Source organism: Rhodococcus sp. NPDC060086, from assembly GCF_042730275.1.
In the GTDB taxonomy this organism is placed as follows: Bacteria; Actinomycetota; Actinomycetes; order Mycobacteriales; family Mycobacteriaceae; genus Rhodococcus.
In genome coordinates, this window is record NZ_JBHWWZ010000085.1 from 1 (window position 1) to 10,783 (window position 10,783).

16 protein-coding genes and 1 riboswitch are annotated in these 10,783 nt (G+C 65.0%); of the genes, 8 read left to right on the forward strand and 8 right to left on the reverse strand.

The genetic code is table 11. From position 1 onward, the window contains the following. Nucleotides 1-345 precede the first annotated feature (345 nt). Nucleotides 346-549 (reverse strand): hypothetical protein, encoded by a 204-nt coding sequence (locus tag ACFWB0_RS25140; protein WP_378493119.1) that lies wholly within the window; start codon nt 547-549, stop codon nt 346-348. A 1,223-nt stretch (nt 550-1,772) separates the two neighbouring features. Here ACFWB0_RS25140 and ACFWB0_RS25145 point away from each other — a divergent pair. Continuing rightward, the gene (locus ACFWB0_RS25145) at nt 1,773-1,943 is read left to right on the forward strand and encodes a hypothetical protein (RefSeq protein ID WP_378493120.1); all 171 of its coding nucleotides are present in this window, start codon (nt 1,773-1,775) and stop codon (nt 1,941-1,943) included. Nucleotides 1,944-1,979: 36 nt separating this feature from the next. Here the strand turns inward: ACFWB0_RS25145 and ACFWB0_RS25150 are convergent, their stop codons facing one another. Next, a complete protein-coding gene (locus ACFWB0_RS25150; RefSeq protein WP_378493121.1) occupies nt 1,980-2,858 on the reverse strand; it encodes a replication protein in 879 nt (292 codons plus the stop codon). A 273-nt stretch (nt 2,859-3,131) separates the two neighbouring features. Between ACFWB0_RS25150 and ACFWB0_RS25155 the strand changes: the two genes are divergently transcribed. Continuing rightward, nucleotides 3,132-3,755, forward strand: coding sequence for a YdcF family protein (locus ACFWB0_RS25155; protein WP_378493122.1), 624 nt, complete (start codon nt 3,132-3,134; stop codon nt 3,753-3,755). 25 nt (nt 3,756-3,780) lie between these two features. Here ACFWB0_RS25155 and ACFWB0_RS25160 read toward each other — a convergent pair whose 3' ends face one another. Both ACFWB0_RS25160 and ACFWB0_RS25165 read right to left on the reverse strand, forming a co-directional pair. After that, nucleotides 3,781-3,975 (reverse strand): hypothetical protein, encoded by a 195-nt coding sequence (locus tag ACFWB0_RS25160; RefSeq protein ID WP_378493123.1) that lies wholly within the window; start codon nt 3,973-3,975, stop codon nt 3,781-3,783. A 117-nt stretch (nt 3,976-4,092) separates the two neighbouring features. Then, entirely contained in the window at nt 4,093-4,566 is a 474-nt protein-coding gene (locus tag ACFWB0_RS25165; RefSeq protein ID WP_378493124.1) for a general stress protein, read from the reverse strand. 139 nt (nt 4,567-4,705) lie between these two features. Here ACFWB0_RS25165 and ACFWB0_RS25170 point away from each other — a divergent pair, with 139 nt between their 5' ends. From ACFWB0_RS25170 to ACFWB0_RS25185, 4 genes are all read left to right on the forward strand, one after another. Beyond that, nucleotides 4,706-5,317, forward strand: coding sequence for a TetR/AcrR family transcriptional regulator (locus ACFWB0_RS25170; protein WP_378493125.1), 612 nt, complete (start codon nt 4,706-4,708; stop codon nt 5,315-5,317). Nucleotides 5,318-5,342: 25 nt separating this feature from the next. Next, complete coding sequence (locus ACFWB0_RS25175) at nt 5,343-6,188, forward strand: ribokinase (RefSeq protein WP_378493126.1); 846 nt, start codon at nt 5,343-5,345, stop codon at nt 6,186-6,188. 173 nt (nt 6,189-6,361) lie between these two features. Further along, the gene (locus ACFWB0_RS25180) at nt 6,362-6,508 is read left to right on the forward strand and encodes a type II toxin-antitoxin system RelE/ParE family toxin (protein ID WP_378493127.1); all 147 of its coding nucleotides are present in this window, start codon (nt 6,362-6,364) and stop codon (nt 6,506-6,508) included. A 6-nt stretch (nt 6,509-6,514) separates the two neighbouring features. Continuing rightward, the gene (locus ACFWB0_RS25185; RefSeq protein ID WP_378493128.1) at nt 6,515-6,820 is read left to right on the forward strand and encodes an XRE family transcriptional regulator; all 306 of its coding nucleotides are present in this window, start codon (nt 6,515-6,517) and stop codon (nt 6,818-6,820) included. A gap of 311 nt (nt 6,821-7,131) precedes the next feature. On the opposite strand, the gene ACFWB0_RS25190 is transcribed toward ACFWB0_RS25185, so the two are convergent. Next, complete coding sequence (locus tag ACFWB0_RS25190) at nt 7,132-7,962, reverse strand: ABC transporter (protein WP_378493129.1); 831 nt, start codon at nt 7,960-7,962, stop codon at nt 7,132-7,134. 42 nt (nt 7,963-8,004) lie between these two features. Continuing rightward, nucleotides 8,005-8,319 (reverse strand): DMT family transporter, encoded by a 315-nt coding sequence (locus ACFWB0_RS25195; protein ID WP_378493130.1) that lies wholly within the window; start codon nt 8,317-8,319, stop codon nt 8,005-8,007. Between the two features lie 9 nt (nt 8,320-8,328). Continuing rightward, nucleotides 8,329-8,394: riboswitch (guanidine-III (ykkC-III) riboswitch) on the reverse strand. A 157-nt stretch (nt 8,395-8,551) separates the two neighbouring features. Between ACFWB0_RS25195 and ACFWB0_RS25200 the strand changes: the two genes are divergently transcribed. Continuing rightward, nucleotides 8,552-9,661, forward strand: coding sequence for an alpha/beta hydrolase (locus tag ACFWB0_RS25200; RefSeq protein WP_378493131.1), 1,110 nt, complete (start codon nt 8,552-8,554; stop codon nt 9,659-9,661). 2 nt (nt 9,662-9,663) lie between these two features. Here the strand turns inward: ACFWB0_RS25200 and ACFWB0_RS25205 are convergent, their stop codons facing one another. Together ACFWB0_RS25205 and ACFWB0_RS25210 are read right to left on the reverse strand one after the other, a co-directional pair. Then, on the reverse strand, nt 9,664-10,089 hold the full coding sequence (locus ACFWB0_RS25205) for an HIT family protein (RefSeq protein WP_378493132.1): 426 nt from the start codon (nt 10,087-10,089) through the stop codon (nt 9,664-9,666). An 18-nt stretch (nt 10,090-10,107) separates the two neighbouring features. Beyond that, entirely contained in the window at nt 10,108-10,611 is a 504-nt protein-coding gene (locus ACFWB0_RS25210; RefSeq protein ID WP_378493133.1) for an ArsR/SmtB family transcription factor, read from the reverse strand. Nucleotides 10,612-10,694: 83 nt separating this feature from the next. Between ACFWB0_RS25210 and ACFWB0_RS25215 the strand changes: the two genes are divergently transcribed. After that, nucleotides 10,695-10,783 (forward strand): helix-turn-helix domain-containing protein (locus ACFWB0_RS25215; RefSeq protein WP_378493134.1); only part of this gene is annotated, 89 nt, incomplete at its 3' end.

Here is a 10,783-nt window from a genome sequence, read left to right on the forward strand (position 1 = left end):
AATTTCGGCCCAATCTTCCACGGACAACATCCCTTCGTCCCTCCTGGCTCGACTCGAACCAGGATCGGTGGAGAGGGGGTCAAATTTGAGATGCCGTGCCGGGGTCAGTATTCACGTGCCGTCGACAACAGGGAGGTCGTGCTGCTCACGTGCATCAGAGAAGTACAGCGCAGCCGTTCGCGGACGGGCTCCGCTGATCGTTGCGCTCACCACCGTACCGGCCGCACCTACAGCGAACGAACAGAGGCCTCGGCCTGCTGGGTGCCAGCATTGCTCGGCCGGGCCCGGAGTGCACTGATCGGCATTGGCGGCGACCAGATCGGCAGATCGCTCGCCGTGAACTGGTCACCGACGGTGTGCCTCATCGTCCTCGGGCCAATAGGTGAACGCAAACCGGCACATCCCCGGCCTACCGGTGGTCAAAATGGTGTCGAACTCGAGCTCCTTCCACTCGATCTGCCGCCCGCGCAACACCTGGGCCACCTGATCTGCCGCTTCGGCGGGGGAGAAACCACAGGGTAGAGCGAGAGCGAACCGTGCGATACCCACACTCGCAGGGTAAGCCATCCACAGAGGCACGCTCACGCGGACCAGTAGGTGAGCGCCCGTACTGGCGAGCCCATTCGGTCCGAAGCTCGCCGGATTCTTTGACGATCGGACTGGCCGGAGGAACGCTCCTTTGGGCGTTCTCGCCCGCCCCTACACGCGATTCGTTTGCTCCGATATCTCTGTAAAGCCGGAGGTGCGGGCAGAAGCTACCGGGGCGTCTCTCATGGATAATCATGGTTATCCATCAATATCATTATTCTGGATAGAGTCACAGACGGTATGCGTGCAGTGTCCTGGGCCTCGGGTGTTGTCAACACGGGTGGCGCTCGAACAACTCCATGACGTGCATGCGGATGTAATCGCATCCGCATCCGCATGTGCACGGGCGCGAACCGTGCACATGCGGCGGCGAGGCTTCGGCGTCGCGGTGGGCGTGCTGCTCGAGGTGGACCTGACGCCGTCGACGGAGCTGTCGTGTAGCGTCGTCGGTGACGTGGTGCTCCGACGGTCTCGACTCTGAAGCATCGTGCAGGAGAGCCGAATTCGCCGCAGGTTGACGTAATCTAGCTTATCGGCAATCTAGCGCCATCCAGAACTTCTGCAGCCCAAGAGGGTTGAGTGATGATCGAGCCGTCTTGTGGCTCTGCTCGACGTCGAGGCGCTACGTGGGTGCCCCTGATTGCATAGGGCCGGCATATGGCCTTTTGACGATCTCGTATCGCCAGCCCCGTCGACCTTGGCTGCATCTCTTGGCATCGGCACCTTGATCAACGCCAATCTGCGCAGGCATGGACAACAGGCCGTCAGATCAAGAATCGAGCCATGCCCGGCATTCACGAGACGTGCGGGGACAGTTCTTCATGGAACGCCGATAAGCTCGTGAACAAACGTCGCACGGCTGGCGCCCTCGCTGCCAGCCGGCGTCTCGGATAGGGGTGCCGCAACTCCAGATCCGGGAGTTGGACGCGGAGGGCGCGGTGGTCAGGACCCGCCCTATTTCTATCCCGACCCAGTGACGTACTGCGCCCACCGCATTCGTGAGGCGCATTCGACCGCAGGCGGTGTGGGTCACGAGTTCACGAGTTGGCTGGCTCGTTGGAAGGTAACGCCGAGGATCGCACCGATATCGCGGACGGGGACGTTACGTTCGGCCAGGTCGTGGGCGAGCGTTTTGGCGTCAGCAAGGGCGCGGGCTCGAGGCGTGCAGCCTCAGCTCGGTCGGTGTGGATTCTGTCGGCGCGGTCACCGGCGGGGACGCCATCGACGTCAAGGAACATGGTCACGGTGTTGTCCTCGATGCGGGTGCCGGTGGTGACTGCGATGTACTCGAGAGCCATCTGTTCGGCTTCGCTGACACGGCGGGCCTGGGTGAGTCCGTCTCGTTCGGGGATTGAGACCCCATCGCATCGAGATAACGAGTTCGACGCCCGTCACGCGGCACACCGGCATTCGCAGCGGCCGACGATCTCGTATTCGTCGTCCTCGATCCACCCGTTCACGCACTTGCTGCAGGAACTCGGCCGAGGCAGCGAGCGACGGACCGGCAGGGAGGTCCACAGCCGGATCCAACCGTGGACGTGCATCGTCGGGTTCTCGGGCCGGTGCGCTCGGGTGGCCGCCGCAACGAGCGCGTCGATCCCGTGGATCGCGATCAGCCCGGTGATCTCGCGGCTCTGCTCGGGCTTGATGCGCGCGTACGACGCCGGGAGGCCCGCGGCGAGGGTTGCTGCTTCGAGCGTGCTGAAGAGCGCGCGGGATTCGTCGACGACTCCGCGAGTCTTCCTGGCGAGAATGTCTGCCGCTGACGACAACGACGTGGACGTTGCTGCGGCGTCGTCGGTCGATTCGCTCGTGCGCGCGGCGTCGTTGTCGGTTTCGGTTCTTGATGATCCGTTCTTTGTAAGAGCGCCCGGTTCTCCGTCGGCCGCGTCACCGGAAGCCGATTTCCTGGGCTTCGGATCGGGAGTCGGGTTCCCGCTGATCAGAGGCTCTTCGTAGACGGTCTGGATGGTCGACCAGCGGCCGCGTTCGTCCTGGATCTTCTCGCGGACGAGATAGCCGTGCTCGGCGAGTTCGCGCATCGCGGTGCGGATCGCTTCGCGGCCTTCGCGTGGAGACTGCCGGGCGATGGCGTCGGAGCGAATACTCCAGTCGTGTGGCTTGGAGAGAAGCCAGATCAGCACCGCACGTGCGCGGAAACTGAGGCGCTCATCGTTGATGAGAGCGTTGGAGAGGATGGTGAAGTTGTCGGCCAGACGTGGCCCACGACGGATACCACCCGTGTTGTGAACATGGGTATGCTCGGTCACTGTTCGACTCCTCATGTCAGTCGGACAACCGCCCGTCGCGAGGGCCTAATCTCGCGGCGGGCCTTTTCATTTGTGGTCGGAACTCTGGCATATGCGGTTCGGGTTTGTCCACGCTTCAGAGGAGCCCCGCACCGCGTTGTTGAGGGCTCCCAAATTTTCCTGCGAGTGTGGTGACAGCTCCCGATCGTGCGGATGCCATGCCCACGTAACCCATTCGATGTGGCACAGTGCGGCCCAACCGAAATCCGACCGCTCCTTGGAAGGTGGACGTGTATGAGTGGTGTGCGACGGACAGTGCTGGCGGCGACAGTGGCAGCAACGGCCACGCTCGGAGTTTCGACAGGGCAGGCAGCTGCAACACCATCGGTGGACACGATCGTCAACGGAATACTGTCGGTCACACCGCTCTGTCAGGGCACGATCGACGAGTTGATCATTGCCTGCACCGAACTGGAGAAGCTGACTCCCCGCTTTCCGGTGATGCTCGATCTGAATCCGAGAGGCACCCACCTCGTCGTTCTCGGTGCGGGCCTGACCGAAGACGGCAAGATTCAGCCCGTACTCGAGCAGCGACTCGAAGCAGCCCTTCGCGCGGCCGAACGTTATCCGGAGGCACCCATCGTGGTTACCGGTGGAGTGCCGCGCGACGGCATCACCGAGGCCGAGGCCATGAAGGAATGGCTGGTGTCGCGGGGTGTCCCGCCCGAGCGGGTCATCGAGGAATCCGAGTCGACTTCCACCGTGGAGAACGCACGCTTCACCAATAATGTCCTGCTCGAGCGCCGCGCAACGGGAGCCGTGCTGGTGACCAACAAGGATCACCTCGCCCGCGCCATGATCAATTTCCGTCAGGCCGTCGACGCCAGGATTCCGGTGGCGGGCATCGTCGCTGTCTGAGACGACTATCAGACGGAGGCGAGCATCAGACGGGGGCGATCTCCAGATCGTCGTCGTCGACGAACACGAGGCGCCCGTCGTCGAGCGCCACCGCCCACCGGCGGATCGGTGCCCAGTTGCGCCCGAGGTCTTCGCCCACGGCCTGTTGGGATGTGCCGTAATCCTCCACGATCTTGCCGGGTATCGATCTGGTCTCGGCGACCCCGGCTCGGACGATCACGGCACTACCTACTGACAACTGCGGTGGAGAGTTCGACGTTGAACGGGCCATATTCGGATCATGCCACTTCGGCGCGGGCTTGTCGGGGCGAAAGCGTGTACTCGGGCGACGATCACTTCACCGCAGTGCGAGCTTCTCCCGGGCCTGGTCTTCGAAATCCTGCTCGACCATCAGGTCGTAGCGGCTTGCCTCGATGCTCTTGCGGGAGACGAAGTCGCGCCGACCGCCCGTGCTGTAGTGGGCCACGAAGCCGAGTGCGCCGCCCCAGAGTGCACCGAATGCGATACCGACGAGGACTGGCCCGGCGACGGTGCTCGCGGGGAGGAAGACGGTGAGTAGAAGGCCGAACAGCAGACCGGTCCACACGCCGACACCCGCGCCCTTGGCGGTCGAACGGGCCGTGGTCATCCGGCCTTCGACTTGTTCGACGGTGGTGACGCCCTGACCCACGACCCGCAGGTACTCGACGGGAAAGCCTTCATCGGACAGGTGGTCGATGGCGTGTTCCACGGCGTCGTAGGTGCGGTAGCTCTCGAGGAGTGTCTCCGAATCGAAGTTGTACCCCGGAGTCGGTGCGTAGATCTCGGTCATGTGTAGCCCCTAAAAACTGCATAATTGGCAAAACGATACGCTCAGCGTAGCGTATCGTTTCGTAGGGTTTGATTTCGGGGGGTGTTCTTCCGCAGACTCGATGCATAGGCGAGGGACACTCGCCCTGGAAGGGATGGACATGGTTGTCGATGCCGACGTGGAACCCGCGTCCGTATCGCCGCGACGTTCCGTCAAGTCGCGTGCTGGAACGGACTCGAGAATTCTGGGTGCCGTCCTCGCGATTCTTCGCGCACACGGCCCGAACCGGGTCACCGTGGAATCTGTTGCGGCGTTGTCGGGTGTCGCGAAGACCACCATCTACCGTCGCTATGCGAACCGCGACGAACTGTTGGAGGCGGCCCTCGACTCGAAGGCCGCCGCGCCGCGCGTACCCGACGGGCTCTGCGTGTACGACCGGGTGAAATGGACCCTCGATCTGATCCGAGTGGCCATGTCCAGCGATATCGGTATGGGGAGCGTCAGCGCGATCCTCACCGACCAGGACCCGGACTTCACCGAATCGTTCCGCGACATCATCAACAGTCGAAGCCAGGTCGTCGCGGAGGTTCTCCGTGCTGCCGTCGTGTCCGGTGCGCTCCGCGCGGACCTCGACATCGACACCGCGGTGTCCACACTTGTCGGGTCGTACCTCGGTGCTTACCTGCGGCACGGCCGGGTCGACGAGACCTGGGCCGACGAAGTGGTGCACATGGTGTGCCCGGGGCTCGAACCGAGCAGTGTCGCCGACTGACACCGGCACGCCACGGCAGTGTGTCGTGGCAGTCGTCGGATCTCTGAATCTCGACCTGACCGCGCTCGTGAGCCGTGCTCCGGAAGACGGGGAGACGGTGATGGGCCGGAGCTTGTCGACCTATCCCGGTGGAAAAGGCGCCAACCAGGCACTCGGTGCCGCAAGGCTCGCCGCGACCGCAATCGTCGGAGCGGTCGGAAGCGACGATGCCGCAGACATCCTGCGCACCACACAGCAGTCCGCGGGCATCGACACACGACACTTGACCGCACTCGACGCCGCAACGGGTCGCGCGATCGTCGTTCTCGCAGAGGACGGCAGCAACCGGATCATTGTGATCGGCGGGGCGAATCGACTACTCGACCGCGATCATGTGACCGAGGCTCTGGACGACCTCGATCCGGTAGTGGTTCTCACCCAGCTCGAAGTGCCGTCGGCGGTGACGAGCGCGACGGCAGAATGGGTGCGTGCCCACCGGCGCCGGCTGGTTCTCAATCCGAGCCCCACCATCCCGGTAGGCGCGGAGATTCTGCAGTTGGCCGATCCCCTCGTCGTCAACGAGCAGGAGGCCGCGTACTACGCGGCCACCGAGCCCGGCACCGACATCGACGCCGTGGTCGGAAGGCTGCTCCAGCGGGTCCCCGCCGTCGTGGTGACACGCGGCGGTGACGATGTGGTGATCGGCACGAAGGATGGTGTCGAGCGCATCCCGGTACCGCGCGTCGCCGTGGTCGACACGACCGGTGCCGGCGACCATTTCGCGGGCACCCTCGCGGCCCTGCTCGGCGCCGGTGTGTCGTTACGTGATGCAGTGGTGCGGGCCGGTGCCGACGCGGCAAAGCTGGTTGCGACGCGGCGAGAGGATCGCTGAGGCCTCGATGCGTTTGCCGCGCATTCAGACAGAAACGTCCTTCCGGAATGGTTGCTTCTGTCTATATGTGACGCGGAATCGTGACACAGCTGGGTGGTCGACACCATCAAGGCGTCCCGGCACAAGAACATGAAGGAATTGCGTCCAGGTCGAGTGGCCGGTCCGAACTGCGCATGCTGTTCGCCTTCGACCCAGCACGTCACGCGATCTTCCTCGTTGCAGGCGACAAGGCCGGAAAGTGGGACAAGTGGTACCGGGTGAACATCCCCATCGCCGACGAGCGCTTCGACAAGCATCTGAACCGATTGAAAGGAACGTGAGAACAAATGGCCAAGAGCCTTGACGACATGCTTGCCAAGCGGCCCGTGGGCCGGGACGCGGTCAATGCGCACAAGACACGGATGCTCGACCAGGTCCGTGCTTACCGACTCAAAGAACTGAGAGAAGCGCTGGACCTGACCCAGCGGGACGTGGCCGAACGGCTGCATGTGGGTCAGAACCGAGTGTCGAACATCGAGCGCGGTGACCTCGAGCGAGTGCGGCTCGATACGCTCCGTCGCTACGTCGATGCGGTCGGCGGCACGCTCCGCATCGAGGTCGAACTGGGCGACGATCGCTTTCAGATCGCGTAGCGCACCGAGTTCGACCGGGGAGACGGGCTGAGGCGCACGTCTTCGCCTGATCGGTTCGGTGCGAAGGTCGTCATTCCGGAGGGGAGGGCAATGAGTTTCTCAGGCGCACAACTACAGCGTGCTGCTCGCGATGCCGCTGGCGCGCTGGGTGACGTCAGCCGCGGACGGCCGGACGCGGCGTCACGAAGCAGCTGGTCGAAGACCTGGTGTACGGGTCGTACGACCTCGTTGCAGGCCAGCTCCCCAAGAAGCACTCTCATGAAGACACGTGAGTCGACATCGGTCGAGAACTGACGCGTCACAACTCCGGATCAGGGGGGCGGGAGGAGCTCGCCCTTGCTGCTGCGTAACCAGCGCCCGGGGAGTTTGCCTGCGAGGTCGCCGAGCGGGCCGACTGCGCCGCGAAGCAATTCGACGGTTTCCTGCAAGGTATCGACACTTGCGTTCATCCGGATGATGCCCGGTGTGAGACTCGCGAGGGTCTCGGACAGCGACACGATCTGATCGAGCGGGCCACCCTCGGCGAGCAGGCGCTCGAGGGCGCCGTGCTCGGACAGCAGCACATCGAGCGTGCCGCCGTCGGCGAGTACGCGTTCGACGACTCCACCGGACCGGAGGGCCGTATCGACGAGACCTCCGGGTTCGGTGAGCCGCTCGACTGCGCCGTCCTGCGCAAGCAACCGTTCGAGGGGGCCGTCCGGTGCGGTGATGCGATCGAGCAGACCGCCCTCGGAGAGCAGCCGGTCGAGAGCTCCGTCATCGGCGAGTATCCGATCGAGTGGCCCGCCGGGCACTGTCAGGCGATCGAGTGCACCGCCCGGTTCCAGGAGTCGTTCGAGTGGTCCGCCCGGGGCGGTGAGCCGATCCACCGGACCCCCCGTCGCGAGGAGGCGGTCGAGTGGACCACCGGGTCGCAGGGCCTGTCCGAGTCCGCGGTCGTCCGCCGTCAGCCGCGACACCTGCTGCAGCAGCCCGAGCGAGTCGCGGGTATCGGTCAGCCCCACCGCGCCCAGAGCCGAATACGTCGCCGGTTGCACCGCGATGCGAATCGTGCCGATGACCGTTTCGGCGACGAGCAGAGCGGAATCGGCCGTGGCCAGGCCGATCCGCAGCGGTGTCGAGAGCACGGACCCCAGATTCATTGGTTCACTGTAACCGGGGACACACAGAAATCGGTCCGGCGATCAGTGCAGGACCTTCAGCCCCACCACACATCCGACGATCCCGACGATCAACAGAATTTTCACGGCGGATGCGGCTTCGGTGCCGGTGGCCATCGCATACCCCACGGTCAGGGCCGCGCCGATACCGACCCAGATCGCGTAGGACGTGCCGATGGGAAGCGTGCGCATCGCGTAGGCCAGTCCGGCCATGCTGAACAGCAACGCCACGGCGAAGACGATGCTGGGGGCGAGTCGGGTGAAGCCCGCCGATTTACCCAACGCGGTGGCCCACACTGCTTCGAGGACCCCGGACAGTACAAGAATGATCCATGCCATGCGACAACTCCTGCACCGTCTTGTCGCTGGCCGGGTACGGTGCGCTCGTCCGGGAGACCGGATTCCGGTCACCTTCGTGCCAGGGTAGGAAACCCCGTAGACGGTGGCAATACGGCGGTGGGGAAGCTCACCACACAGGGCGCCTGCGACCCGGGTGATGCCTCCGTACCTGCTCTAAAATCGTCTCGCAACGTGCAGCGTCGGTGGGTGTAGGGAAGCAGGACGGATGGGAATGACGGACTTCGTGTCGAACGCGGCACGGAACGCCTGGGGATTGTTCGTCGCGGACGGTGTCGCCGAGCCGTACCGGACGCCGTCGGTCGTCGTGGGCGACGGTCCGCATCGCACGCTGCGCCGCTTCGGCCCCGAAGGCTCCGGGGACCCGGTCCTGCTCGTGACACCGCTCGCGGCATCGCCCACCTGCTTCGACCTGATGCCGGGGCAGAGCCTCGCGGCGCACCTCGTGGGTCTGGGCCGCAGCGTCTTCCTCATCGAGTACGGGAAGATCACCGGCGACGACCGCGATCTCGGTCTCGAATTCTGGATCGACGACGTACTTCCCGAGGCGATCCACCGTGTTGCGGAACTGTCGGGAGGACGAGAGGTCGATGTCGTCGCGTGGAGCATCGCGGGAAGCCTGGCGCTGCTCACCTCGGCGGCCCACCCGGAACTCCCGGTCCGCTCCATCACCACGTTCGGGACGCCCATCGATTACGAGAAGATCCCGCTGATGGTTCTTCCCCGGCTGGCGGGCAGGTATCTCGCCGAGCCGGCCCTCGACGTGGCCGATCACCTCTTCGGCGGGATTCCCGCACCGTTGGTGCGGATTGCGTACCGCGTCACTGCGATCGAGCGTGAGGTGCGGCGACCGTGGTTCGTCGCAGCCAATATCGCCGATAGCGACAAGCTCGCGCGCATGGAGCACGTCGACCGCTTCCAGAACGAGATCGAGGGCTACGCGGGGCGCGCATTCCGGCAACTCGCGGTACAGGTGACGGTGGGCAACGAGCTGACGACCGGACGGATCGAGCTCGGCGGCCGCATCGTCGACCTCGCCGATGTGGACGTGCCGGTGCTGGCGTTCGGCGGCACCGACGACGTCCTCGCCCCGATCCCGTCGGTCGAGCCGGTCACCTCGGTGCTCACCGGCGCACCGCGCGTCCGCTTCGTTCGTGTACCGGGCACCCACCTCGGGATTCTCGCCGGGACCGCGGCGCCCACCACCTCGTGGGCCGAGCTCGCCGAGTTCCTCGACTCTCCCCTCGGAGACGGCCCGGACCTGGAGTTCGCGGCGCCGGCCGACGAGTCGATGCCGACCACGTCGGTGACCGGGGCAGACTGAGCTCAGGCGGGGACGTGGTCTCCGTGCCCCTGCTCGCGCAGGGCCGCGCGGATCCTGTCGTGGGCGCGGTCGAGCGATTCTGCCGACGGGTCCTTCTCCGCCTGCCCGAAATCGAAGTCGCCGAGGGTGTGCGCGGGGAACACGTGCAGGTGCAGGTGAGGAACCTCGAGCCCGGCGATCACCAGGCCCACACGCGGCGCCTCGTACGCGGCGCACACCGCGCGGCCGACGATCCTGGCGACACGGTTGACCTTGTCCGAGAGGTCGTCGTCGATGTCCTGCCAGTGGTCCACTTCCTGTCGCGGTACGACGAGGACGTGCCCTTCGGTCAAAGGGTTGATGGTGAGGAACGAGACGACGTCGTCGTCCTCCCACACGAAACGTCCGGGAAGGTCACCGGAGATGATCATGCTGAACACGGAAGCCATACGGGCACAATAGGCCGCTCACAGCTCCTCGGCGACATCTGCGGCCGCGAGGGAGAGGACAAGCAGCGGCACGACCTTCGCAGGTGGGATGTGGTAGCGGTTGCGGGATTGCTGTTCGACGATGTGCGCTGCCGACAGTGTCCTCAGGTGGTGATAGAGGCGGCCGGGTGACGACAGGTCGGTCGCTTCCTGCAGTTCGGCTGCGGTGGCAGGCCCTCTCAGCAGCGTGCGCACGATCGCGAGCCGGGCGGGGCTGCCGAGCGCGTCGAGGACACCCGCGATCGAGGACGCATCCAATCCGAGGGTGGCGGCAGCGTCGTAGTCGATGGTCCACGACACGTTGCCGTACAACGACACCGCGCCCTGGTAGCCGATGCTGCCCGCCGTCCCCGGGGATGCGGTGCCCGCACTCTCGTCGGCGCTGGGGCTCTCGTCGGATCCGGTGCTGCCCTCGAGGAGCCGGACACGACGTTCGAGGTCGGCGATCCTGTCCTCGTAGTTGCCGGTCGGGCGGTCGTTCACCGGGACCTCGCCAGGATGCCCCGTCGTTCACGGCGGGGAGGAATGGCGTTACTCATAGTGACCTTTCGTGTAAAATTCCGGGCATGAGGACGGCGTACAAAGTCCGGGCCTACCCGGACACCGAACAAGCGGCACTGCTGTGCCGCACATTCGGATGCGTGCGCGTCGTGTG